25 protein-coding genes are annotated in these 24,527 nt (G+C 66.0%); 16 read left to right on the plus strand and 9 right to left on the minus strand.

All coding sequences use genetic code 11. The features are described 5' to 3' along the window. Positions 1–25: 25 nt before the first annotated feature. Genes IEX25_RS04755 through IEX25_RS20050 form a run of 3 tightly spaced genes read right to left on the minus strand, consistent with a single transcriptional unit; the run spans position 26 to position 2,001 of the window. Positions 26–475: a PaaI family thioesterase gene (locus tag IEX25_RS04755; protein WP_229665040.1), complete on the minus strand. Its 450-nt coding sequence runs from the start codon at positions 473–475 to the stop codon at positions 26–28. Between the two features lie 12 nt (positions 476–487). After that, complete coding sequence (gene pdxY / locus IEX25_RS04760) at positions 488–1,324, minus strand: pyridoxal kinase (protein WP_229665041.1); 837 nt, start codon at positions 1,322–1,324, stop codon at positions 488–490. After that, positions 1,321–2,001: an MOSC domain-containing protein gene (locus IEX25_RS20050; RefSeq protein ID WP_229665060.1), complete on the minus strand. Its 681-nt coding sequence runs from the start codon at positions 1,999–2,001 to the stop codon at positions 1,321–1,323. The genes pdxY and IEX25_RS20050 overlap by 4 nt, the downstream gene beginning before the upstream one ends. A gap of 132 nt (positions 2,002–2,133) precedes the next feature. Between IEX25_RS20050 and IEX25_RS04765 the strand changes: the two genes are divergently transcribed. Further along, complete coding sequence (locus IEX25_RS04765; RefSeq protein WP_188714228.1) at positions 2,134–3,255, plus strand: Ppx/GppA phosphatase family protein; 1,122 nt, start codon at positions 2,134–2,136, stop codon at positions 3,253–3,255. 1 nt (position 3,256) lies between these two features. Beyond that, positions 3,257–4,000: an RlmE family RNA methyltransferase gene (locus IEX25_RS04770; RefSeq protein WP_188714229.1), complete on the plus strand. Its 744-nt coding sequence runs from the start codon at positions 3,257–3,259 to the stop codon at positions 3,998–4,000. Here IEX25_RS04770 and IEX25_RS04775 read toward each other — a convergent pair. Together IEX25_RS04775 and miaA are read right to left on the minus strand one after the other, a co-directional pair. Next, positions 3,988–4,980: a helix-turn-helix domain-containing protein gene (locus tag IEX25_RS04775; RefSeq protein WP_188714230.1), complete on the minus strand. Its 993-nt coding sequence runs from the start codon at positions 4,978–4,980 to the stop codon at positions 3,988–3,990. The genes IEX25_RS04770 and IEX25_RS04775 overlap by 13 nt on opposite strands. A gap of 78 nt (positions 4,981–5,058) precedes the next feature. Beyond that, positions 5,059–5,952, minus strand: a complete 894-nt coding sequence (miaA, locus tag IEX25_RS04780; protein ID WP_188714231.1) for a tRNA (adenosine(37)-N6)-dimethylallyltransferase MiaA — start codon at positions 5,950–5,952, stop codon at positions 5,059–5,061. A 92-nt stretch (positions 5,953–6,044) separates the two neighbouring features. Between miaA and pyrH the strand changes: the two genes are divergently transcribed. The 8 genes from pyrH to IEX25_RS04820 all read left to right on the plus strand — a co-directional run bounded on the left by pyrH (position 6,045) and on the right by IEX25_RS04820 (position 14,615). Beyond that, entirely contained in the window at positions 6,045–6,779 is a 735-nt protein-coding gene (gene pyrH, locus IEX25_RS04785) for a UMP kinase (RefSeq protein ID WP_188714232.1), read from the plus strand. Positions 6,780–6,897: 118 nt separating this feature from the next. Continuing rightward, a complete protein-coding gene (frr, locus tag IEX25_RS04790; protein ID WP_103172839.1) occupies positions 6,898–7,461 on the plus strand; it encodes a ribosome recycling factor in 564 nt (187 codons plus the stop codon). Between the two features lie 9 nt (positions 7,462–7,470). Continuing rightward, the gene (gene uppS, locus IEX25_RS04795; RefSeq protein WP_103172838.1) at positions 7,471–8,205 is read left to right on the plus strand and encodes a polyprenyl diphosphate synthase; all 735 of its coding nucleotides are present in this window, start codon (positions 7,471–7,473) and stop codon (positions 8,203–8,205) included. Then, positions 8,202–9,047 (plus strand): phosphatidate cytidylyltransferase, encoded by an 846-nt coding sequence (locus tag IEX25_RS04800; protein ID WP_188714233.1) that lies wholly within the window; start codon positions 8,202–8,204, stop codon positions 9,045–9,047. The genes uppS and IEX25_RS04800 overlap by 4 nt, the downstream gene beginning before the upstream one ends. Positions 9,048–9,050: 3 nt before the next feature. After that, on the plus strand, positions 9,051–10,208 hold the full coding sequence (dxr, locus tag IEX25_RS04805) for a 1-deoxy-D-xylulose-5-phosphate reductoisomerase (RefSeq protein ID WP_188714234.1): 1,158 nt from the start codon (positions 9,051–9,053) through the stop codon (positions 10,206–10,208). Continuing rightward, the gene (gene rseP, locus IEX25_RS04810) at positions 10,205–11,536 is read left to right on the plus strand and encodes an RIP metalloprotease RseP (RefSeq protein ID WP_188714235.1); all 1,332 of its coding nucleotides are present in this window, start codon (positions 10,205–10,207) and stop codon (positions 11,534–11,536) included. The genes dxr and rseP overlap by 4 nt, the downstream gene beginning before the upstream one ends. A gap of 104 nt (positions 11,537–11,640) precedes the next feature. Further along, positions 11,641–13,953 (plus strand): outer membrane protein assembly factor BamA, encoded by a 2,313-nt coding sequence (gene bamA / locus IEX25_RS04815; RefSeq protein ID WP_188714236.1) that lies wholly within the window; start codon positions 11,641–11,643, stop codon positions 13,951–13,953. After that, positions 13,953–14,615 (plus strand): OmpH/Skp family outer membrane protein, encoded by a 663-nt coding sequence (locus IEX25_RS04820; RefSeq protein WP_188714237.1) that lies wholly within the window; start codon positions 13,953–13,955, stop codon positions 14,613–14,615. Before bamA ends, IEX25_RS04820 begins: the two co-directional genes overlap by 1 nt. Here the strand turns inward: IEX25_RS04820 and IEX25_RS04825 are convergent. Next, entirely contained in the window at positions 14,587–15,525 is a 939-nt protein-coding gene (locus IEX25_RS04825; RefSeq protein ID WP_103172832.1) for a nucleoside hydrolase, read from the minus strand. The genes IEX25_RS04820 and IEX25_RS04825 overlap by 29 nt on opposite strands. Positions 15,526–15,637: 112 nt before the next feature. Between IEX25_RS04825 and IEX25_RS04830 the strand changes: the two genes are divergently transcribed. Next, positions 15,638–17,446, plus strand: a complete 1,809-nt coding sequence (locus tag IEX25_RS04830; protein ID WP_188714238.1) for an ABC-F family ATP-binding cassette domain-containing protein — start codon at positions 15,638–15,640, stop codon at positions 17,444–17,446. Here IEX25_RS04830 and IEX25_RS04835 read toward each other — a convergent pair. After that, the gene (locus tag IEX25_RS04835; protein ID WP_188714239.1) at positions 17,443–18,417 is read right to left on the minus strand and encodes a zinc-binding metallopeptidase family protein; all 975 of its coding nucleotides are present in this window, start codon (positions 18,415–18,417) and stop codon (positions 17,443–17,445) included. The genes IEX25_RS04830 and IEX25_RS04835 overlap by 4 nt on opposite strands. A gap of 262 nt (positions 18,418–18,679) precedes the next feature. Between IEX25_RS04835 and rplU the strand changes: the two genes are divergently transcribed. The 4 genes from rplU to IEX25_RS04855 all read left to right on the plus strand — a co-directional run bounded on the left by rplU (position 18,680) and on the right by IEX25_RS04855 (position 21,116). Beyond that, on the plus strand, positions 18,680–19,042 hold the full coding sequence (gene rplU / locus IEX25_RS04840) for a 50S ribosomal protein L21 (RefSeq protein WP_103172830.1): 363 nt from the start codon (positions 18,680–18,682) through the stop codon (positions 19,040–19,042). 12 nt (positions 19,043–19,054) lie between these two features. Then, a complete protein-coding gene (gene rpmA / locus IEX25_RS04845) occupies positions 19,055–19,327 on the plus strand; it encodes a 50S ribosomal protein L27 (RefSeq protein WP_103172829.1) in 273 nt (90 codons plus the stop codon). An 80-nt stretch (positions 19,328–19,407) separates the two neighbouring features. After that, positions 19,408–19,989: a GNAT family N-acetyltransferase gene (locus tag IEX25_RS04850; protein ID WP_229665043.1), complete on the plus strand. Its 582-nt coding sequence runs from the start codon at positions 19,408–19,410 to the stop codon at positions 19,987–19,989. Positions 19,990–20,135: 146 nt separating this feature from the next. Continuing rightward, a complete protein-coding gene (locus IEX25_RS04855; RefSeq protein WP_188714240.1) occupies positions 20,136–21,116 on the plus strand; it encodes an LLM class flavin-dependent oxidoreductase in 981 nt (326 codons plus the stop codon). Positions 21,117–21,188: 72 nt separating this feature from the next. On the opposite strand, the gene trpS is transcribed toward IEX25_RS04855, so the two are convergent. Next, a complete protein-coding gene (trpS, locus tag IEX25_RS04860; RefSeq protein ID WP_188714241.1) occupies positions 21,189–22,223 on the minus strand; it encodes a tryptophan--tRNA ligase in 1,035 nt (344 codons plus the stop codon). A gap of 75 nt (positions 22,224–22,298) precedes the next feature. On the opposite strand from trpS, the gene IEX25_RS04865 reads away from it, so the two are divergent. After that, the gene (locus tag IEX25_RS04865; RefSeq protein WP_188714242.1) at positions 22,299–23,000 is read left to right on the plus strand and encodes a rhomboid family intramembrane serine protease; all 702 of its coding nucleotides are present in this window, start codon (positions 22,299–22,301) and stop codon (positions 22,998–23,000) included. Here IEX25_RS04865 and murJ read toward each other — a convergent pair. Next, a complete protein-coding gene (murJ, locus tag IEX25_RS04870) occupies positions 22,997–24,526 on the minus strand; it encodes a murein biosynthesis integral membrane protein MurJ (RefSeq protein WP_188714243.1) in 1,530 nt (509 codons plus the stop codon). The two genes, IEX25_RS04865 and murJ, sit on opposite strands and share 4 nt — an antisense overlap. Position 24,527: the final 1 nt, after the last annotated feature.

A 24,527-nucleotide genomic window follows, 5' to 3' on the forward strand; every position in this document is an offset into this window, starting at 1 on the left:
ACGGCATGGGGTTGTCACGCCGGGGTCAGGCGGACTTGTCCTGAACACGGATCAGCGTTTGAAGTCCCGTTGCCACATGGGTGCGGCGTTCGGGAGTAACGCCCCAGACATCAAGCTGGCAGATCGTCAGGGTGCGGCCCGGCTTGATGACGCGGCCCTCCGCCTCCAGCCAGTCGCCTTGGGCGGGGTTCACAAGGTTCAGCTTGAATTCGACCGTCAGGACAGACGTGTTTTCGGGAAACAGCGTGAAGCCCGCATAACCGCCTGCCGAATCCGCGATGGATGCCGTCCCGCCCGCGTGGAAATAGCCGTGCTGCTGGGTCAGTTCCTGCCGGAAGGGCAGGCGGATCGTCACCAGGCCCGCCTTGATCTGGCCCAGTTCAGCGCCCAGCAGGGACATCAGCCCCTGTCGGGCAAAGCTGTCGCGGATGCGGTCCACCGTTGCCTGGGGCAGGTCGCTGCCAATGTCCATCATGTCCTCTTGGGTTTACAGGGTCAGAAGGGAGGCGCGGAAGTCCGGATCGGACAGCACGACCTCTCGGGCGCCGATGCGGCTGGCGTGGGCAAGCGCCGCCGATGTCAGATCCTGCGCTGTCTCGACCGCAAAGGTCAGGTCGCGGCCCTTGGCCAGGGACGCCACGATCAGCCCTGCGAACAGGTCGCCCGTGCCGGGAAGGGCCACGGGCAGGCGGCGCGTCGGGTGCCGCGTTGCCCCGGCGGGTCCAAGGATCACGCTTTCCAGATGATCGGCCGGACTGTCCTCCAGCACGCAGCCCGTGGCGATCAGCGAGGCGCCTGGCGCCATGCGCAGACGGGTCCCGGCGGCTTGCAGGTCGTCCATGTCCCTGATGGGCTGTCCGGTCAGGAAGCCCAGTTCAAAGGTGTTCGGCGTCGCCAGATCGGCCAGGGGCAGCAGCCTGTCGGCGATGATGCGCGCCAGTTCCGCAGGGACGTAAAGGCCGGGTCCGTCATCGCCCATCACCGGGTCGCACAGGTAACGCAGGCGCGGATTGGCGGCCTTGCAGCGGGCGACGAAATCGGCGGCCAGCCGCCCCACCTCGACCGAGCCGATATAGCCCGTCATCAGCCAGTCCGCGCGCTGCGGCAGCCCGCGTTCCTCGGCCCCCAGCAGCAGGTCGGCGAACAGATCGGGCGGCAGCGGCGCGCCGCGCAGCGTCGGATAGTCGGGCGTGTTGGAAAAGATCACCGTTGGAATGGCCGCGACCGCCAGCCCCGCCGCCTGCATCGGAAAGACGGCGGCGGAATTGCCGACATGGCCGTGGACGACCTGGCTCTGGACAGAGATCACCAGCGGCGGCGTCACGTCCGGCCCTCCAACCGGGGGCGCCAGTCTTCGACGCGGCCGCTGTCCAGGCGGCGCCGGGCATGACGCCGCCAGCCTTCGGCCAGCACGTCCAGTGCGGCGATGCCTTCCAGTTCGGCACGGTTCAGGCGGTCCACATACATCGCCCGCCACAGCCTGCGCAGCGTCCATTCCGGGGCCAGCCGGTCGATCAATTGCAGATCGTCGCCCGGTGCAACCATGCCCGGCTGCAACACGCGATAATACCACCCCGTCCGCCCCGTCCCTTGCACGCGCCGCGCCATGTCCGGCACGCCAAAGCGGTGGTTCAGCTTCCAGCAGGGCTGGCGCCCCTGGGACACCTGGATCAGCGCGCCGCCCAGCCGGAAGATGTCGCCCACGGCCACCCTGTCCTCGGTCATGCCGAGGTCCGAGATATTTTCCCCAAAGGCACCAGGCGCATCCAGCAGGGGCAATGCGCCCAGGTCGGTGCGCCAGGCCGTGTAATGATCCAGGGGATAATGATGAACGGCCTTTTCCGGTCCGCCATGGACCCGCCGGTCGGCCTGTGCGTCGCCCTGCAACCCGTCGGTCCCCAGCCACAAGGGGGATGCGGCAGGGGTCTTGGCGATGGCGCTTGTTGCCGGGCTTCCGGCAAGGGGCGCGACAGATCCGGTCAGCAGGGTTATCGGCATGATGTTCCGCGCGTAAACTTGCGTCACTTATCAACCGATTGTCACGCCCTGGGCAATCACCCTTTCGCCGCCCCTTGATCGGGCAGGGGGCGCGCGTTACGTTTTATTCAACTTGATATCGGAGGGCGTGTTGTCATGACGCCCAAGCGTCCTGCGGGTGCGGACGCGTTCCCGAAAACTGCGGTAGAGCCGTCCGCCGCCCGCCAACCCGAGGAGGGGGCGCTTTATGCTGCCCTCGACTTGGGCACGAATTCGTGCCGGATGCTGATTGCCCGACCGAAGGGCAGTCAGTTCCAGGTCATCGACAGCTTCTCCAAGCCGGTGCAGCTTGGCCAGGGGCTGGAAGCGTCTGGGCGATTGTCGCGCAGTTCGATGGCGCGCACGGTCCATGCCTTGCAGGTCTGCCGGCGCAAGCTGGAACAGCACCGCGTGCGCAACATGCGCCTGGTCGCGACCGAGGCCTGTCGCCGCGCGCGCAACAGCCGCGACCTGCTGCGCACCATCCGGCGCGAAACCGGGCTGCAGATCGAAACCATCGGTGCCGAGGAAGAAGCCCGGCTGGCGGTGATTTCCTGCGCGCCGCTGGTCAGCCACAAGACCGAGACGCTGATGGTCGTCGATATCGGCGGCGGATCTACCGAGCTTGTCTGGATCGACCTTGAGGATGTCGAACCGAAGGAACGGCCCCGCGCGATCATGCGGCTGTCGGACGGTTTCGGCAATCCGCAGCCGGGCGGTGCGCGGGTCGTGGACTGGATCAGCGTTCCGTTGGGCGTGGCGACGCTGCGCGACCAGTTCGCGGATGTCGAGGACGACCAGGGCCGCTTCGCCCTGATGTCCTGGTATTTCGAGGAAATGCTGTCGGGCTTTACCCCCTATGCCCAAGGGTCGCCCGACGAAGGGTTCCAGATCATCGGCACCTCGGGGACGGTAACCACGGTCGCGGCCAGCTTCCTGGGCTTGCGCCGCTATGACCGGACCAAGGTGGACGGGCTGGAAATGACCAGCGACCAGATCGACCGGGTGATCCATTCCTATCTGCAGCTTGGTCCCGACGGGCGCCGTGCCGATCCGCGCATCGGGCGCGAACGGCACGCGCTGATCATGTCGGGCGCGGCGATCCTGCAGACCCTGATGCGGATCTGGCCGACCAGCAAGCTGTCGGTGGCCGATCGCGGCCTGCGAGAGGGGTTGCTTTATTCCCAGATGGTGCGCGATGGGGTGCTGGCTGCGGAAGGACTGAACGGAGTGGCATGAGATGACGAAGACGCCCACCAGCCGCGCGGGCAAATCCAGCGGGCGCGGTCAGCGCGACCTGCGGGTGCGGGTGAAGACCGCCAAGGGCCGCAAGCTGTCCAGCAAGCTGTGGCTGGAACGGCAGTTGAACGACCCCTATGTCGCCCGCGCCAAGCGCGAGGGCTATCGCGGGCGCGCGGCCTACAAGATCCTGGAACTGGACGACAAGTATCGTTTCCTGGTGCCCGGCGCGCGGGTGGTGGACCTGGGCTGCGCGCCCGGCGGCTGGTGCCAGGTCGCCGTGGACCGCGTGAATGCGCTTGGCGAAAAGGGCGGCAAGGCGGTGGGCAAGGTTCTGGGGGTCGATCTGCAAGAGGTCGATCCGATCGCGGGCGCCGAGATCCACCAGCTTGATTTCCTGTCCGAGTGCGCGGACGAAAAGGTCAAGGAATGGCTGGGCGGTCCCGCCGATGTAGTAATGTCGGACATGGCGGCGTCGTCATCGGGCCACAAGGGCACTGACCACCTGCGCATCGTGGCCCTGGTCGAGGCTGCGGCAGCCTTGGCCTTCGACATCCTCGAACCCGGTGGAACTTTCGTCGCCAAGGTATTGGCCGGTGGGGCGGAAGCCGAGATGCAGGCGATGCTGAAGCGCAATTTCGACAAGGTCGCGAACGTCAAGCCGCCCGCCAGCCGCAGCGATTCATCCGAGAAATTCGTCGTCGCCACCGGCTTTCGCGGCAGGCAGCCCGATCAGCGGGACTGAGCCCGGAAGGCATCGGGGCTGCGTCCCGTGGCGGCCACGAAGGCGCGGATGAAATGGGCCTGGCTGGAATAGCCAAGATCGGCGGCGATGCGCGACAGGGGCAGGTCGGTATTGCGCAACAGGTCCGCCGCGCTTTCCAGTTGCAGGTCGTGGATCAACTCCACCGCCCGCTTGCCCCGCGCGGACTGGCAGGCCTGGTCCAGGACCGCCGTGGTGCTGTGCAGTTCAGCGGCCAATTCGGGGACCGATCGCGTCGATCCCAGCCGCTGCCTTGCCAGCGCCACAAATCGCTCGATCAGCGGAAGATCGGGCGGCGTCGTTTCGGGGACGTCCGGGGCGCGGCCGGGCTGAAGCTGGCCCAGCCGCAGCGCCAGCAGGTTGATCAGGCACGACAGCGTTCCGGCATCGGGATTGGCAGCCTCGACGGCAAGTTCGTGCAGCGTCGCTTCCAGCTGCGCGGCATGGGAACCGGCTTGCGCGGCCAGCCCCCGATCCGGCAACGGCGGTTCCGCCCCGGCTGCAAGGCTGGGCGATATCAGCGCGACATGCCCGTGCGACCCGGCGGAAGGCATCGCGGCAAAGGCCGTTCCCGCGGGAATGTAGCGCACATCGCCCGCACGCAGGACAAAGTGGGCGCGCGGGAAATCAAGCTGCACCCGGCCATCGGTCACCCAGATCAGGACATGGTCGGGGCGCGTGCGCGGTTGCGGCGGCATGGCGCGGTTGCCCCAGACGAAAGCCGCAAGGGGCAGAAGCCGTATCCCCTGCCTGCGCCCGATGGGACGCCCGCCGCGCGGGAATGGTTGCATGGCGGCCGGGCTGGCCACCGGCAAGACGGGGGCCGCAGCGCGATCGGTAGGAAGCGGGGCGGAGGCATCGGGGATGGATGCCGCGTTCACATCCGCGTCCTGCCGCCCGGTCCTGATCCGGCTGGCCGAGAAGGGAAAGCCGTTCCACCGCGAATGCCCGAACGCCGACATGAAAAACCGCCTGACACATCACCACATAAGCGGATTATTGCCGAAGTCAGGATCATATTCAATCGGGACGGGTAAGGATCAATCCCCGCGTGTGCTTCCTGCATCAGCCGGAAGATGCCACCAATCCTTCATCCGCCCTCTGAACCAGATGCGCTGCGCCTTGGCATATTGCCGGGTGGCGATGATCGCGCGTTCGGTGGCCGTGTTCAGGTCGATTTCCCCCCGCAGATGGGACACCAGTTCGGGTGCGCCGATGGCGCGCGCCCATTGCCGGGAAGGATCCCAGTGGGGCAGCATGGTCCGAACCTCGTCCAGGGCACCCTGCTGCATCATCATGTGGAAGCGGTCCGCGATTCGCCGGGCCAGCCAGTCGCGGTCGGCCGTCACAAGGATCCTCTGGGCATCCGCAGGTGCGATCAGGGGTGGCGGCGTATCGTCCTGCCAGTCGGCCAAACCCCGGCCTGTTGCGGTCCAGACCTCCCACGCGCGTTGGACGCGGGCAGGGTTGCGGATGTCGATGCCGGCGCGTGTCCGGGCGTCAAGATCGGCCACCATGCGCGCCAGACCGTCTTCCTGGGCCAGTCGGGCATCCCCGTCTGCCCGGATCTCGGCGGGAACGGGGGGAACCGGGGCCAGCCCCTGCGTCAGCGCCGTCAGGTAAAGGCCGGTCCCGCCCACCACGATCAGGCGGCGGTCCAGAAGCCCCGCCACCTCTCGCAGCCAGTCGCCCACCGAATAGGTCGCGCCCGGCGCGACATGGCCATACAGCGCATGGGGCGCGGCTGCTTCCTCGGCCGAGCCGGGACGGGCGGTCAGCACCCGCCAGCAGGACCAGATTTGCAGCGCGTCGGCGTTCACGATAAGCCCGCCCTGGGCCTGCGCGACCGCCAGCGCCAGCGCGGATTTGCCACTGGCGGTCGGGCCTGCGATCAGCAGGTGGCGCGCGGGATCGATCTGGTCCAAGGGGATCAAGGCAGGCGTCTTTCGGGCGGTTGAACACGCCCGCCTTTTGCGACATTTTGCGCCGCGATGAAAGCGACCGGCGCGGACACGAAGGAACCAACATGACCGATCATCAGGGCGTAGCACCCGCGCAATACGGCAGGGTGATGCTGAAAATTTCGGGCGAGGCGCTGATGGGCGATCAGGGTTACGGCCTGCATCCCCCCACCGTGGCGCGCATCGCCGACGAGGTGGAATCGGTCCAGAAGATGGGGGTCGAGGTCTGCATGGTGATCGGCGGCGGCAACATCTTCCGTGGGCTGCAAGGCAGCGCCCAGGGGATGGAACGGACCACGGCCGACTATATGGGGATGCTGGCCACGGTGATGAACGCGCTTGCCATGCAATCCGCGCTTGAAGCGAAGGGCCTGCATTGCCGCGTCATCAGCGCCATCCGCATGGACGAGGTTTGCGAGCCATACATCCGCCGCCGCGCCATCCGGCACCTGGAAAAGAAGCGGATCGTGATCTTCGCGGCGGGCACCGGCAACCCTTATTTCACCACCGACACCGCCGCGACCCTGCGCGCGAACGAGATGAACTGCGAGGCGATCTTCAAGGGGACCAAGGTCGATGGCGTCTATGACAAGGATCCCAAGAAGCACGCCGACGCCAAGCGTTATGGCGAGGTCAGCTATGACGAGGTGCTGCAAAAGCACCTGGGCGTGATGGACGCGTCGGCCATCGCGCTGGCCCGCGACAACCGCTTGCCGATCATCGTCTTCTCGCTGGACGAACCGGGCGGGTTCCGGGGCATCCTGGAAGGCCGCGGCACCTATACGAGGGTCCACAACTAGGCCGCCACCCGGCCGCAGGCGCGCTGGCGAAGGCTTGCCTGAAAGCGGGGCAAAGTCTTTGCCAAGGTATGCATCTCTCGTTACAAGCAATCAAAATTCAATGCAAAGGCAGTTCCCCATGGCAGAGGACATCGAAATCGACATCGACGATCTGGAACGGCGGATGAAGGGGGCGATGGACAGCCTGCGCCACGAATTCTCCAGCCTGCGGACGGGGCGTGCCTCGGCCTCGATGATCGACCCGGTGCAGGTCGAGGCCTATGGCCAGATGACCCCGATCAACCAGCTTGGCACCGTGAACGTCCCCGAACCGCGCATGGTCACGATCAACGTCTGGGACAAGGGCATGGTCGGCAAGGTCGAAAAGGCGCTGCGCGAATCCGGCCTGGGCATCAACCCGCAGACGAACGGCACCATCATCATGCTGCCGATCCCCGAACTGAACGAGGAACGCCGCCGCGAGCTGACCAAGGTCGCCGCCCAATATGCCGAAAGCGCCCGCGTGGCGATCCGCAACGTCCGCCGCGACGGCATGGACCAGATCAAGAAGGGCAAGGCCAATGGCATGCCCGAGGACGACCAGAAGTTCTGGGAAACCGCCGTTCAGGAATTGACCGACAAGATGATCGCCAATGTCGATCAGGCGCTTGAAGGCAAGCAAGCCGAAATCATGCAGGTCTGAGGGACGAACATGGCCGCTGAAACCGCACCGCTGCTGACTACCGGCGGGGTCGATCAGCGGCCCCGGCATGTCGCCATCATCATGGATGGCAATGGCCGCTGGGCCACCAACAAGGGCTGGCCCCGCCTTGTCGGCCACAGGCGGGGGGCAGAACGCGTCAAGCAAATCGTTCGCGCCTGTCCCGACTTGGGCGTGAACTGGCTGACCGTTTATGCCTTTTCCACCGAAAACTGGAAGCGCACGACCGAGGAAGTCCTGGGTCTGATGAAGATCTTCCGCCGCTATATCCAGTACGAGGCCGAGGGCATGGCCGCCGAAGGCGTGCGCCTGCGCTTCATCGGCGGGCGCGAACGGCTGGACCACAAGCTTCAGGCGCTGATGTCCTCGATCGAGGCGCGGACGGCGGGCAATTGCCGCCTGAACCTGACCGTGGCGATCAATTACGGCGGCAGGGACGAACTGACCCGCGCATCCGCAAGGCTGGCCCAGAAGATCGCGCGGGGCGAGGTCGAGACCCCGACCGAGGCCGATCTGGCCGCCTGCCTGGACACGGCCGGGCACCCCGATCCCGACCTGGTGATCCGCACGTCCGGGGAAACGCGGACCTCGAACTTCCTGCCCTGGCAGGCGGCCTATGCGGAATATGAATTCACGCCCGTGTTGTGGCCCGATTTCACGCCCGACCATCTTGCGCAGATCCTGGACCGCTTTGGGATGCGGGACCGGCGTTTCGGGGGCGCATGAGCGCCGGGCGCCTTGGGGTAGCAAAACCCCCACCCGGCAAGTGGGCGGACCTGTCACGCCGCGTCGCCTCGACCCTGGTGTTGCTGGGGATCGGCATCATGCTGGCCGTGGCGACGGGGGTGTGGCTGCGGCTGTCGATGGCGCTGATATCGGCGATCACCTTCTGGGAACTGGCGGCGATGACCGGCTGGCGCAATCCGCGCCTGCATCCTGGCATCTTCGGCGCCTGGCGGCCCATCGCTCTGGCCCTGATCGCCTTCATGTCGCAGGTCATCGCCTTGGGCTTCGATCATCCCCTGGCGATCCTGGCCCTGTTGTTCCCGCTGATTGCGGGGATCCCCGGCGCGGCGCCACGCGACCGCTGGACCTATGCGCTGTTCGGTGCGGCGATCATGCTGGTCGCCTATGGCCTGGTCGGTTTTCGGGAAAATTACGGCCTGAATTTCGTGCTGTGGCTGATGGGGATCGTCATCATCTCGGACACGGCGGGCTATTTCTTCGGCCGCATGATCGGGGGGCCGAAGTTCTGGCCCTCGCTCAGCCCCAAGAAGACCTGGTCGGGCACCGTGGCAGGCTGGATCGGAGCCTTGCTGCTGGGTGTTCTGCTGTGGCGGCTGGGGCGCGGCGATGCCATGCTGATCTGGTGTTCGCCCATCGTCTGCCTTGCGGGGCAGATGGGCGACATTGCCGAAAGCTGGCTGAAACGCCGGGCAGGGGTCAAGGACAGCTCCAACCTGATCCCCGGCCATGGCGGCTTCATGGATCGTTTTGACGCCGTGACGGGCGCGGTGCTGGCAACCATGCTGATCGGGCTGCTGACGGCATTACCTTCGGTGAACTGACCCATGCGGCGGATTTCGATTTTCGGGGCCACCGGGTCCGTGGGCGCGAACGGCGTTGACCTGATCCGCCGCGCGGGGGGGCCTGACGCCTATCACACGGTCGCGCTGACCGGCGGGCGCAACATCGGGCGTCTTGCGCAGATGGCTCGCGATCTGCGCGCCGAGATCGCGGTGACGGCGCATCCCGAACTGCTGGATGATCTGCGTGCGGCCCTTGCGGGCAGCGGGGTCGAGGCAGCGGCGGGTCCGCAGGCCCTTGTCGAAGCCGCGAGTCGTCCTGCGGACTGGGTCTTGTCGTCCATCGTCGGCGCGGCAGGGTTGATGCCGGGACTGACGGCGCTTGCTCAGGGCGGGATCCTGGCACTTGCCAACAAGGAATCGCTGGTCTGCGCCGGTCCGCTGCTGCGCCATGCCGCGACGACCAGCGGATCCAGAATCCTGCCGGTCGATTCAGAACATTCCGCGATTTTCCAGGCACTTGGCTCTGAAAAGCTCGAATCCGTCAAGGATGTGACCATTACGGCATCGGGCGGCGCCTTTCGGGATTGGCCGCTGGAACGGCTGGCCGCTGCGACCGTGGCAGAGGCTTCGACCCACCCCAATTGGGCTATGGGGCAGCGCATCACCATCGATAGCGCCTCGATGTTCAACAAGGCGATGGAGGTCATCGAGGCAAAGGAGTTTTTTGGCCTCCGTTCCGACCAGATCAAGGTTCTGGTCCACCCGGAATCCATCATTCATGCGATGGTCAGCCATGTGGACGGGGGCAGCATCGCCCATCTGGGCGCACCCGACATGCGCCACGCCATCGGTTACGCGCTGCATTGGCCCGATCGTGCGCCCCTGCCGGTCGCGCCCCTGGATCTGGCCGCGCTTGGCAGCCTGACCTTCCGCGCCCCGGACGAGGTTCGCTGGCCCGCCCTGCGCCTGGCGCGAGAGGTGATGGCGGCAGGCGGCATGGCAGGCGCCGTGTTCAATGCAGCCAAGGAACAGGCGCTTGACGACTTCATCGCGGGGCGGATCGGCTTCACGCAGATGGCGCCTCGCGTGGAAATGACCCTGCAGGCCCTGTCGGCGCGGGATGGTTTCGGCCATGATCCGGCCGATCTGGAAACGGTTCTTCACTGGGACCGCGAAGCACGCAAGGAAGCCGCCGCATGACCGACCTGATCCCGCAATTCGGAGGCACGCTGTGGACGCTGGCCGCGTTCTTCATTGCCCTTGCGGTGATCGTGACGGTCCATGAATTCGGCCATTACTATATCGGCAGGCTGTCGGGCATCCGGGCCGAGGTCTTCTCGGTCGGCTTCGGTCCGCGCCTGATCTCGCGCCGCGACCGGCGGGGAACGCTGTGGCAATTGGCGGCGATCCCGCTGGGCGGATATGTGCGGTTCCTGGGCGATGCCAATGCCGCAAGCGCGGGGCCGGGCCGGGCGGTCGATCCGGCCTTGCGGCGCCAGACGCTGACGGGCGCGCCGCTGTGGGCACGCTTCGCCACGCTGCTGGCCGGACCGGTCTTCAATTTCATCCTGTCGATCCTAGTCTTCGGCGGTTTCGCGCTGTTCCAGGGTCTTCCGACGGACGAGCCGCAGGTCGGCACCATCGCCGAGGCGCCGCCCGGCGTGGTCAACGAATTGCAGCCGGGCGACCGGATCCTGGCCCTGGGCGGCCAGCCGGTCGAAAGCTGGCGCGACATCGGCGGGATCGCTCAAACCCTGCCGGTTGCCGACCACCAGGACTGGACGGTTCGGCGCGATGGCGCGGAGTTGACCGTGCGCGGTCCCGACCCGATGCCCGCCCGGATCAGCGGCGTGGCCCCGCGCAGCGCCGCGGCCGATGCCGGGCTGCGGGCGGGCGATGTGGTGATGGCCATCGACGGCCAGCCGGTCAGCCGCTTCACCCAGATGCGCCAGGCGGTCGAGGCGGCCGAGGGCCAGCCGCTTGCCTTGCAGGTCTGGCGCCCCGGCCAGGGCGTCGCGGATTACACGCTGGTTCCCAAGATGCAGGACCTGCCCGCCGAGGGTGGCGGATACGAACGGCGCTGGCTGATCGGCGTGACCGGGGGCGAAAGCTTTTTCACGCCCGCCACCCGCAGCGCGGGGCCGCTGGAATCGCTGTGGCTGGGTGTCCAGCAGACCTGGGGGATCATCGCCTCGTCCCTGTCGGGGATGTGGGCGATGATCTCGGGCCAGATCGACAGCTGCAATCTTGGCGGCGCCATCAGCATCGCCGAAAGCACGGGCCAGGCGGCAAGCGCGGGGGGCGGCAATTTCCTGTGGTGGATCGCCGTCCTGTCGGCGGCCATCGGCTTTCTGAACCTGTTGCCGATCCCGGTCCTGGATGGCGGGCACCTGATGTTCTACACATGGGAGGCCGTGACCGGCCGTCCGCCCTCGGACAAGGCCCTGAACCTGCTGACCGCGATGGGCATGGCGGCGGTGCTGTCGCTGATGATTTTCGGCCTGACCAACGATCTTTTCTGCCCCTGACGCGCGATGCGTTTTGACAGGGCAGGCGGATTGATGCACAAGCTTGACACAAAAGAAGGCGCCGAAAAGGGTGCCGTTTCAGGCTGACGACAAGAGGGACAGCAATGACACGGAAACTGGGCAGGGGCGCGGTCGCCCTGGTGACGGCCTTGACGATTGCGGCCCCGGCGGCACTGATCCCCGCGGCGGCTTCGGCCTATGTGTTCAACGACGTGCGGATCGAGGGGTCGCAGCGGGTCGAACCGGCGACCGTGCTGTCCTATGCCAACATCGCGCGCGGCCAGGACGTGTCGGCGGGAGAGCTGAACGATGCGCTGCAACGGCTGCAGAATTCCGGCCTGTTCGAGACGGTCGAGATCGTGCCCCAGGGCAATGTCCTGGTGATCCGCGTCAGCGAATACCCCACGATCAACCAGATCAGCTTCGAGGGCAATCGCCGCATCAACGACGAACAGCTTGCCCAGGTCGTGCAAAGCCAATCGCGCCGGGTCTATCAGCCCAGCCAGGCCATCCAGGACGCCAACAACATCGCCCAGGCCTATGCCGCGCAAGGCCGCCTGGCTGCCCGCGTCGATCCGCGCATCATCCGCCGCAGCGACAACCGCGTCGATCTGGTGTTCGAGGTCCGTGAAGGCAACGTGACCGAGATCGAGCGCATCGGCTTTACCGGCAACCGCGCCTTCAGCGACCGCCGGTTGCGCAACGTGCTGGACACCAAGCAGGCGGGCATCCTGCGAACCTTCATCCGCCGCGACACCTTCGCGCCGGAACGGCTGCAACTGGACGAACAGCTTCTGACCGACTTCTATCGCTCGCGCGGCTATGCGGATTTCCGGGTGCAGGCGGTGGCGCCGGAAATCGCGCGGGAACGCGACGCCTTCTATATCACCTTCAACATCCAGGAAGGCCCGCGCTATCGTTTCGCGCAGGTCAACACCGTGTCGGAAATCCCGGGTGTCGATGCGGCGCCCTTTGCCGCGCAGAACCGCGTGGGCCGGGGCGATGTCTATAACCCCGCCGCCATCGACAACACCATCCGCCGGATGGAGACCATTGCGCTGCAGCAGGGACTGAACTTCGTCAACATCGAGCCCCGCGTGACGCGCAACCCGCAGAACCAGACGCTGGACCTGACCTTCGCCCTGACGCGCGGCCCGCGCGTCTTTGTCGAACGCATCGACATCGAGGGTAACACGACCACGCTGGACCAGGTGATCCGCCGCCAGTTCAACACGGTCGAGGGCGATCCCTTCAACCCGCGCGAAATCCGCAACGCAGCCGAACGTATCCGCGCGCTTGGCTATTTCAGCGACGCGCAGGTCGAAAGCCGCCCCGGCAGCAGCGACGAACAGGTGATCGTCGATGTGAACGTGGAAGAACAGCCGACCGGGTCGCTGTCCTTCGGCGCGTCCTATGGCGTGGCCTCGGGCGTGGGCCTGAACGCGTCCTTGCAGGAAAACAACTTCCTGGGCCGGGGCCAGACGGTCGGGCTGTCGATCTCGACCGCCGATGGCGACCAGTCCTCGTCGCTGACCTTTATCGAGCCTTATTTCCTGGGACGCGACCTGCGCTTCGGCTTCAACACCTATTACAACGTCACCGAAAGCCTGAATTCGGATTACAATACCCGGTCCGTGGGCGTGCGGCCGTCGATCGAATTCCCGATCTCGCAGAACGGGCGGCTGGAACTGCGCTATCGCCTATCCAAGGAAACCCTGGGCGGGGTCGAGGAGGACAGCTCGCAGCTGCTCCAGGCCGAGGAAGGGCAGCGCACCACCTCGGCCCTGGGTTACAGCTATCTGTGGGACACGCGCATCACCGGGCTTGATCCGCTGACCAGCTACAAGCTGCGCTTCTCGCAGGATTTCGCGGGTCTTGGCGGCGACACGAAGACCGTCACGACCAGCGGCCTTGCCGGGGTGGAAAGCAATGCCTGGCGCGAGGAAGTGACCCTGCGCGCCGAATTCGAGGCGGGCGCGATCCATTCCTATGACGATTATTCCACCTGGATCCTGGACCGTTATCGCGGCGGCACGCGCATCCGCGGGTTCGAACCCAACGGCATCGGCCCGCGCGACCTGGCGGCCGAGAACGACGACGGCCTGGGCGGCAACTATTTCTGGGTGGTCCGCACCGAGGCGCAGTTCCCCATCGGCCTGCCCGAGGAATACGGCATTTCCGGCGGTCTGTTCGCCGATGTCGGGTCGATCTGGGGCCTGGATACGACAAGCTATGAGAATGATGCCGGTGATAGGATCAACATAGACGACAGCATGGCCATCCGCGCATCGGTCGGGGCCTCGATCTTCTGGACCACGCCCATCGGTCCGCTGCGCTTCAACTTCTCGAAGGCGGTCAAGAAGGAAGACTATGACGAGGAACAGAACTTCGACCTGACCATCTCGACCCGGTTCTGATGCGGATCCTCGGCTGGATCGGACTATGCGCGCTGCTTGCCCTGCCAGGCGGCGCCATCAGCCAGCAAATTCCCGAACAGGAACAGCCGGCCGCGCCCGAACTGCCCTCGCGTACGATCCAGACGCCAGCCGATGCCAAGCCGCTGACAGCGCCGATCCTGACCGTCGATCAGGATGTCCTTTTTGCAACGTCCGACTGGGGCAACCGGACGCAGCGCGTGCTGGAACAGGAAGGCAGCAAGATCGAGACCGAGAACCAGCGGCTTGCAGCCCAGCTTTCGGCCGAGGAAGCGACCTTGACCGAACAGCGCGGCACGCTGGATCCCGCCGAGTTCCGCAGGCTGGCCGAGGCCTTCGATACCCGCGCGACCGAAGTGCGCCGCCAGCGCGCACAGGTCGTCCAGGATCTGAACGCCTGGGCCGAAGCCGACCGTGCCGCCTTTTATCGCGCCGCGCTGCCCCTGATGGGCGAGATGATGCAGGAACGCAATGCGGTGGCCGTTCTGGACCGCCGCACGCTGTTCGTGTCCATGGATGCCATCGACATGACGCAGGATCTGGTCAAGCGGCTGAACGCGGAACTGGGCGACGGCTCTGGCACCGTGCCCCTGCCGGTCCTTGACGGAAAACAGCCTAGGGCAGGCGCGCCAGGCGATCGCTGAGCAGCGTGAACAGACTGTCGCGGTCCACATGCCGGATGAAGGTGGCATTCGCCGGTCGGTCCGTCACGCGCCACCAGTCCGCAACCGTCATCCCGGTCGTGAACTGACCTGCCGTTTCGATTTCCACATTGATGTGTCGCCCGGTGAACAGGTCGGGGCGCAGCAGCCAGGCGATGGCGCAAGGATCGTGCAACGGGGCGCCCTCGCTTCCGTACTTTCCCTTGTCGAAGCGTTCGAAGAAATCCGTCCAGCTTGCGATGGCGGGGCCGCAGCGGCCGGGCAGGGCGCGCATCCGGCCGATCCAGTCGCGCGATGTCAGCGCCTCGTGCGTCACGTCCAGGGGCATCACCACCAGGGGGGCGCCTGCCGCGAAAACCTCGGCCGCGGCTTCGGGGTCGACGAAGATGTTGAATTCGGCGGCAGGGGTGATGTTGCCCACCTCGAAATAGGCGCCGCCCATCAGGACGATTTCCTGGATGCGCCCGATGATGTCCGGGGCCTGCCGGAAGGCTTGGGCGATGTTGGTCAGGGGGCCGATGGGAACCAGCGTCACCGTTCCGGCGGGTTCGCGGCGCAGCGTGTCGATGATGAAGTCGACCGCGTGCCCAGGCTGCAGCGCCATCCTGGGCGCGGGCAGTTCGATGCCGTCAAGGCCCGACTTGCCGTGGACATGTTCCGCCGTGACCAGGGGGCGGACCAGCGGCCGGTCGCAGCCGGCAAAGACCGGGATGTCGGTCCGGCCTGCCAGTTCCAGGATCTTGCGCGCGTTCAGTTCGGTCAGCGCCAAGGGCACGTTGCCGGCAACCGCTGTCAGGCCCAGCACCTCCAGTTCGGGGCTGGCTAGGGCCAGAAGGATCGCCACCGCGTCGTCCTGACCGGGATCGGTGTCGATGATGATCTTGCGGGCCATGCGAACCTCCTGCGGCGTCGCGCCGTTGTGAAAGGGAATGTCCGGCGGTGCAAGCCCCCCATTGGGCGGGGATCCATTGACCGGCCGCCCGCCCCGCGATAGGGGCCGCATCATGGCACGCGCACCCCTTCTTCAACTGTCCGACATTTCGCTGACCTTTGGCGGAAATCCCGTTTTCGACGGATTGTCCCTGACAATCCAGCCCGGCGACCGCGTGGCCCTGGTGGGGCGCAACGGGTCGGGGAAATCAACCCTGATGAAGGTCATGGCAGGCCTGGTCGAGCCTGACCGGGGCGAAGTCGTGGCCGGTGCGGGGGTGACCACCGGCTATATGGAACAGGATCCCGACCTGTCGGATTTTGTGACCCTGGGCGAATTCGCGGCCTCGGGTCTGCCCGAGGCCGAAGCCTACCGTGTCGAGATGGCGGCCGAGGGGTTGAAGTTCGATCCCGCCCGTCCTGTCGCCACCGCATCGGGCGGGGAACGCCGCCGCGCCGCCCTGGCTCGTCTTCTGGCGCAGGCGCCGGAACTGATGCTGCTGGACGAGCCGACCAACCACCTGGACATCCAGGCGATCGGCTGGCTGGAGGATCACCTGTCACAGACCCGCGCGGCCTATGTCATCATCAGCCACGACCGCGCCTTTCTGCGTCGCCTGACCCGCGCCACCCTGTGGATCGACCGGGGCGAGGTTCGCCGCCAGGAAAAGGGCTTCGAGGGCTTCGAGGACTGGCGCGAATCCGTCTGGGCGGCCGAGGATGACGCCCGCCACAAGCTGGACCGCAAGATCAAGGCCGAGGCCCGCTGGGCCGTCGAGGGGATCAGCGCGCGCCGCAAGCGCAACCAGGGCCGCGTGCGCGCCTTGGCCGCCTTGCGCGCCGAACGCAGTGCCCAGATCCGGCGGCAGGGGACGGCCGCCATGGCGCTGGATTCGGGACCGCAATCGGGCAAGAAGGTGATCGAGGCCAAGGGCATCGCCAAGTCCTTCGGCGGCCGCGAGATCCTCCGGCCCTTCGACCTGCTGGTGAACAGGGGCGACCGGATCGCCTTTGTCGGGCCGAACGGCGCGGGCAAGACCACGCTGATCAAGATGCTGACCGGGGAAATCGCGCCGGACCAGGGCACGGTGACGCTGGGCACCAACCTGGAACTGGCGGTCTTCGACCAGACCCGTTCGGCGCTGAACCCGGACCAGACCCTGTGGGAATCGCTGACGGGCGATCCTGACATGCGCGTGTCGGGGCGGGCCGATCAGGTCATGGTGCGGGGCCAGCCGCGGCATGTGGTGGCCTATCTCAAGGATTTCCTGTTCGACGACGCGCAGGCCCGTGCGCCTGTCCGCAGCCTGTCGGGCGGCGAAAAGGCGCGGCTGCTGTTGGCGCGGCTGATGGCGCGGCCTTCGAACATGCTGGTGCTGGACGAACCGACCAACGACCTGGACGTGGAAACGCTGGATCTGTTGCAGGATCTGCTGGGCGAATACGATGGCACCGTCCTGCTGGTCAGCCATGATCGTGATTTCATCGACCGCGTGGCCGACACCACCGTGGCGATGGAAGGGGATGGTCGCGCGACCGTCTATGCGGGCGGCTGGTCCGATTACCGCGCCCAGCGGGGCGAGGACGCACCTGCCGTCACGGACAACGCCCCCCGAAAGGCCGAGACCGCGCCGGACAGGCCGAAACCTGCCAAATCGGGCCTGTCCTTCACCGAGCAACATCGCCTTGAGGCGCTGCCCGCCGTGATCGAGCGTCTTGAGGCCGAGATCGCCAAGCTGTCGGAATTCCTGGCCCAGCCCGACCTGTTCACGACCGCCCCCGCCAAGTTCCAGAAGGCCACCGAGGCCTTGGCCGAACGGCAGCAGGCCTTGTCAGAGGCCGAGGATGAATGGCTCGCGCTGGAGGAGAAGGCCTCGACCTAGGCGCCCCGCGCGGCATGGTTGCTGATCCAGCCATGCGCGAACTTGATCTTTTCCCGGATCTTCGGCGTCAGGATGAAGGGATACAGGTCCGAGTTGTCCAGCGCGCGGTTGATGTCGTTGATGGCGATTGCGACCTCGGCGGCGATGTTCAGCAGATGGTCTGCGTCCGTTTCGGCATAGGGCTGATACCCGTCGGGAACGTTCTTCATCAACAATCCCGCGTTGATGAAGCTGTCGGTGAAATCGACCATGTGCAGCAGATGCGCCACGGTTTCGGCCCAATCCTCGTGCGGGTGCGAGGTCGCATAGGCGGTGATGAAATCCTCGCCCGGATCCTTGGGATTGGCGTAATGTTCCTGGAGCGCGGCGTTGTAGTCCTGGGTTTCATCCCCGAACAGGGGCCGGAATTCGTCCTGGAAGCCCGGCGCGACGGTCAGGCGGTCGAACAGGAAATGCGCCAGTTCGTGCCGGAAATGCCCCACCATCGACCTGTATTGTTCGCCCAGCTGCTGCTGGCGCTGAACGCGGATCAGTTCATCCGCCTCGGTCACGTTGATGACGATCTCGCCGTTGTCGTGGCCCATCATGATCTGCACGGCCCGGCCGCCGCCGGTGTTTTCCGACAGCATCTGGAAGCGGGGCCGCATCCCCTGATCCGCGTCGGTGAACCATTGCCAGTTCGACAGATTGGCCAGCACCCACCGCTTCGCCCGCTCGGCCCTTTCAAGAAGCTGCTGGTTGTCGCCGACATTCAAGGCGGGGACCACATCCGACATGGCGCAGGACCGGCAAAGCGCCTGGCCCGGCGCGGCGACCCAGTTGCACTGGATGGTGTCGCGGTTCGCGCAGGGTTCCCCTTGGTTCAGCATGGCCCGAGATTCGGGCTCGTAATAGAGAGAGGCGCCGCAGGCGCAGAACAGGTTCTCGAAATAGACGCGGGCGTTGCAGTCCGGGCAGGTGAAACTCTGCATGATGTGTTTCCTAGGTGGCCGGGGACAAAACCGCATCATCGTCCAAGGTTCCATGCATCCACGGGAATTTCGCGGCTGTGCGATGCTTGACTTGTGGGGGGAAATCCGCCATATCCCCGCCAACCGGCCGGGCGACTGCCCTTGGCCGGTGAGTTATTTTCAATGACATCCCCTTGCCGGGGATGCGCTGTCCGAAGGCGGGGAAACCCGAACGCCGGCTTGATCCGGGGCCGAAGGACGCGGCAACGAAGGAAAAGAAGCGATGTTCGCGGTTCTGAAGACGGGCGGCAAGCAATACAAGGTGCAGGCGGGCGACGTCCTGCGCGTTGAAAAGCTGAATGCCGCGGCTGGCGACAAGGTCCAGTTCAACGAAATCCTGATGGTCGGCTCGACCCTGGGCGCGCCCCTGGTGGACGGCGCCTGCGTGCAGGCCGAAGTGATCGACCAGATCAAGGCCGACAAGGTCATCACCTATGTCAAGCGCCGCCGCAAGCACAGCTCGCAGCGCACGCGCGGGCATCGCCAGCAACTGACCCTGCTGCGTGTGACCGACGTCCTGGCCGAAGGCGCGGCATCGACCGGCGTGAAGACCGCCGTCGGCGCGCGCACCAAAGAAAACGCGTAAGGAGACTGAGCCATGGCACACAAGAAAGCAGGCGGTTCGTCCCGCAACGGTCGCGATTCGGCCGGTCGCCGTCTGGGCGTCAAGCTGTATGGCGGCCAGGAAGCCGTCGCCGGCAACATCATCGTCCGCCAGCGCGGCACGAAATGGTGGGCTGGCACCAATGTCGGCATGGGCAAGGATCATACCCTGTTTGCTCTGACCGATGGGCAGATCACCTTCAAGAAGGGCCTGAAGGGCCGCACCTTCATTTCGGTGGTCCCCGCGACCCTTGAAGCGGCCGAGTAACCCGAGCTTAACATTTCGCTGTTACAGGGGGATCGGCGAAAGCCGGTCCCCCGCCTGTTTTCCGGGGAGGGAAGATGGTCATGTCAGCACCCATGCGGGAGGGGACGCGTTTGGACGACCTGAAGATTTCGGAGGCCGCGCTGAACCAGCCCGTCATCGCCACGGAACGGTTCATCCTGCGCCCCCTGCGTCCTTCGGATGCGGGGATGATCGCCCATTACACCGCCGACAAGCGAGTGGCCGAAGGCACACGCGCCATTCCCCATCCCTTGCCGCCCGGCGCGTCCGAAGCCTTTGTGGCCCGCGCCTTGTCGGCCGAGCGGACCGAGGATGTCTGGGCCATCGACGGGTCCGCCAACAAGCTGGCCGAACTTCTGGGCGTCGTGTCCCTGACACGGATGGAAGGCGACCAGTCCGAACTGGGCTTCTGGATCGGCGCGGGCTTCTGGAACACCGGCTTCGCGACCGAGGCTGTGGATGCCCTGGTCAAGGCCAACCCCCACAAGGCCCGCACGCTGTTCGCCGAGGTGTTCCAGGACAACCCCGGATCGGCACGGGTTCTGACCAATTGCGGTTTCGTTTATCTCGGCGATGCCGAAAGCTGGTCGGTTGCCCGCAATGCCCGTGTTCCGACCTGGACCTATCTGCGCAAGATGGGCTGAAGCACAGGGGGCGCTTGCGCCCCCTTGTGGCGTGCCGCGGGCCATTCACCGCCCAAGGTTATTTTCGTGAAGAGGAAGCCGGTTGCAGAATCTGCATCTGCCCCGCTTGCATTCATGCGACGAGAGCATAATTCGGCTGCATGAGCATGCCGTATTCCCTTCTCGATCTATCGCCGGTGCCCGAGGGTTCTGAAGCCCGCGACGCCATCCGCAACACGCTGGAACTTGCCGTCAAGGCAGAGGGCTGGGGCTATCGCCGGTTCTGGCTGGCGGAACATCACAACATGCCGGGCATCGCCAGTGCGGCGACGGCGGTGCTGATCGGGCTGGTGGCACAGGCGACATCGCGGATCAGGGTCGGTGCGGGCGGGATCATGTTGCCCAACCATGCGCCCCTGACCGTGGCCGAGGCTTTCGGTACCCTGGCCACCGCTTTCCCGGATCGGATCGACCTGGGGCTGGGCCGGGCGCCGGGCGGAGATGGTGCCGTCATCCGTGCCCTGCGGCGCGACCCGATGGCGGACAGCTTTCCGCAGGATGTGGTCGAACTTCTGGATTACCTTGGGCCGGAACGCCCCGGCGCCGCCGTCCGCGCACTGCCGGGCGAGGGCACGAACGTGCCGGTCTGGATCTTGGGCAGCAGCCTGTTCGGCGCGCAGCTGGCCGCGCATCTGGGCCTGCCCTATGCCTTTGCCAGCCATTTCGCACCCGGTGATCTGGACCGCGCCATCGCGATCTATCGCGAGCGGTTCCGGCCGGGGCCGTGGAACGACCGGCCGCAGGTGATGCTGGCGATCAACGTCTTCGCAGCCGACGATGCCGAGGAAGCGCGGTATCTGCGCACCTCGATGCAATTGGCCTTCGCACGCCTGCGGACAGGGATGCCCGGCAAGTTGCCGCGTCCCGTGCGTGATCTGGATGCCGAGATCGGCCCGCAGATGCGCCGGATGGTCGATGAGGCCTTGAAGATCAGCGCGGTGGGCAATGCCGATGACGTTGGCGTCCAGTTGCGCGACCTGATCGCCACCTATCGCCCGGATGAGGTGATCCTGACCGGCCAGATCCATGACCAGCAGGCCCGGCTGCGCAGCTTCGAGATTGCGGCCGATGTGATGAAGGCGATCTAGCGGACCGGCTTGCACCGGAAAAGTCGACCAGGAAAGGCCGCCCCGATCATGCGACGGGGCGGCCTTCTTGCGTCAGGGGCGCGTGCGCAGCAGGCCCATGATCTCTTTCGTGCGTTCCAGGATCGGGGTCGCGATCTCGTCCGCACGGATCGCGCCTTCGCCAAGGATGCGGTCGATCTCGGCAGGGTCGGCCATGAAGTCGTTCATCCGCTTCGTAATCGGTTCCAGCGAGGAGACGGCGAGATCGGCAAGCGCGGGCTTGAAGGCGCCGAAGCCCTGGCCCTCGAACCGCGACAGGACAGCGTCGGGGGTCTGGTCGGCCAGGGCGGCATAGATGTTGACCAGGTTGCGCGCCTCGGGCCGGTCCTTCAATCCTTCGGTCGTGCCCGGCAGGGGGTCCGCGTCCGTGCGGGCCTTGCGGATTTTCTGGGCGATTGCGTCCGCGTCGTCCGTCAGGTTGATCCGGCTGGCATCCGAAGGATCGGACTTCGACATCTTCTTGCTGCCGTCGCGCAGCGACATGACGCGGGTCGCCACGCCCTCGATCAAGGGTTCGGTGATCGGGAACTGCTCGACGCCGTAGTCGTGGTTGAACTTGGCGGCGATGTCGCGGGTCAGTTCCAGGTGCTGCTTCTGATCCTCGCCCACTGGCACCGCGGTCGCCTGATAAGTCAGGATGTCGGCGGCCATCAGCGCCGGATAGGCCAGCAGGCCCAAGCTGACGTTTTCGGTGTTCTTTCCCGCCTTGTCCTTGAACTGGGTCATCCGGTACATCCATCCGACCCGCGCCACGGTGTTGAACAGCCAGGCCATTTCCGCATGGGCGGAAACCTGGCTCTGGTTGAACAGGACCGACTGTTGCGGATCGACGCCTGCGGCCATGAAGGCCGCTGCCGCCTCGCGGATGTTGCGGCGCAGGGTCTCGGGTTCCTGCCAGACGGTGATCGCGTGCAGATCCACAAGGCAATAGATCGTCTCGGCCTCGCCCCCTTGAAGGGCCGCGAAGCGTTTCAGGGCGCCAAGATAATTGCCCAGCGTCAGCCCGCCCGAGGGCTGGATGCCCGAGAAGATGCGCGGTTTGAAACGGGTTTTCGTCGTCTCGGTCATGTCGGGCCTGCTTGGATTTTTGCTGCCAGTGGCTTAGCCCTTGCCCAAAGCGACCGCAACCGCGAAGGAATCCCGATGCGCCAGGCCATGCCCACCTCGCCCCTCAACCCGCTGCCCGTCGTGCTTTGGGCCCTGGCCCTGCCGGCCATCGCGGGCGAGATCGTGTTCCTGCTGGGCCAGACGGGCCTGATCGGCGGGGCGCAGGGCGTCGGCCTGCGGTTGTCGGCCATGCAGATGACCCGCTTTGCTCCCGAGATGGTGCAGCGCATGTGGCAGCTTGGCGCGGTGGATTGGGACCACGCTTATCGCATCCTGACCTATAGCTTCGTCAACTCGTCCTTCACTCATGCGCTGTTTGTGGTCGTCTTCACGCTTGCGCTTGGCAACATGATCGCGCGAGAGTTCCGCGCCTGGGCAGTCGTCGCGCTGTTCCTGGGTTCGGCGATCGGCGGCGCGTTGGTCTATACGGCGGCGATCTCGGTCCTGCCGGGGCGGCCGGGGCCGCTGATCGGCGGCTATCCGGCGGTCTATGGGCTGGTGGGGGCCTTCACCTTCCTGCTGTGGTCGCGGCTGGGGGCGGTCCACGCCAACCGGATGCGGGCCTTCACGCTGATCGGGATGCTGCTGGCCTTCCAGCTTGTCTTCGGGATCGTCTTCGGCGGCGCGGGCTATGGCTGGATCGCCGAGATCGCGGGCTTTGGCGCGGGCTTCCTTCTCAGCTTCGTGCTGGTGGACGGGGGCGTGCAGCGGGTGCTGCGCCAGATCCGGGCGCGCTAGCCGCGCCGGACCGCGGCCTTCAGGTCCGACAGCCGATAGGCTCGCGTCACGAAGCTGAGCGCGAAGTAGATCGCGGCCCCGCCGAAGACCAGGATCGCCAGGCTCGGCACGCGACCGATGCCCGCATCATCCAGCCAGCCCGTCATCAGCCACAACGCGCCCGCCATCAGCGCCGATGACAGCACGATCAGCGGCGTCTTGCGGCGCAGGCGATCGTCGGCGCGGGCCGCGTCGCCCATGGCCCGTGTGCCCCACCACAGTTGCGCGACCATGATCCAGGCGGCAATGGTGGTGCCAAGGGCCGCTGCTAGAAAGCCCAGGACGGGCATCAGTCCAAAGGCGACAAGCGCGTTCACCACCATCGACCAAAGGGCATAGCGGAAGGGGGTCTTCGTGTCCTCGCGCGCGAAATACAGCGGTTGCAGGATCTTCTGCAGCACGAAGGCGGGCAGGCCGAAGGCATAGACGATCAGCGCGCGGGCGGTCTGGGTGGTGTCATAGGCGGTGAATTCGCCGCGTTCGAACAGGGTGCGGACCATGGGTTCGGCGATCACCGCGATGGCGAAGGCGGCGGGCAGGGTCAGGAACAGCCCGAATTCTGTCGCACGGGAATAGGCCGACTGTCCGCCCGCGTGATCGCCCGCCCGCAACCGGCGCGCCAGTTCCGGCAGCAGGACCACGGCCACCGCTGCGCCCACCACCCCCAGGGGCAGTTGATAAAGGCGGTCGGAATAGGACAGCCAGGAAATCGCGCCCTCGAAATGGCTGGCGACTTGGCGGCCCACCAGCAGGTTGATCTGCACGACGCCTCCTGCGAAGGCGGCAGGCAGGGCCACGGCCAGCAACCGGCGCATGTCAGGCGTCAGGCGCGGGCGCTGCGGTCGGAAGGACCAGCCCGTGCGACGGGCGTCCCACCAGACAAGCGCAAGCTGCGCGATGCCCGTGATGGGCGTGGCCCAGGCCAGCGTCAGGCCCACGTCCCAGCCGCGCCACCAGGCAATCGCCATGGCCGCGATGAACAGCAGGTTCAGCAGCACCGGCGCGGCAGCGGCGGCCGTGAAGCGGCCATTGGCGTTCAGCACGCCCGAGATCATCGAAGCCAGCGAGATCAGCAGGATATAGGGGAACATGATCCGGCCGTATTGCACGGCCAGCGGAAACCGTTCGTCCCCTGCAAATCCCGCTGCCATCAGCCAGACCAGCACCGGCATGAACACCATCGCGACGGCAGACAGCAGCAGCACGGTCATCAGAAGGCCCGAAAACGCTTCTGACGCAAAGCGTTGCGCGTCCGGGCGGTCGTCCAGCTTCTTGGAAAACATCGGCACGAAGGCCGTGTTGAAGGCGCCTTCCGCGAAGAAGCGGCGAAACATGTTGGGCAGCGACAGCCCCACGAAAAAGGCGTCGGCGACAGCCCCGCTGCCCAGCCAGGCGGCCATCAGGATGTCGCGCACGAATCCCGACAAACGCGACACGAAGGTCCAGATCCCTACCGAGAGGAATCCGCGCACCAGTCCCGATTTCATG

This window comes from Paracoccus acridae (genome assembly GCF_014642735.1).
GTDB classification, from domain to species: domain Bacteria; phylum Pseudomonadota; class Alphaproteobacteria; order Rhodobacterales; family Rhodobacteraceae; genus Paracoccus; species Paracoccus acridae.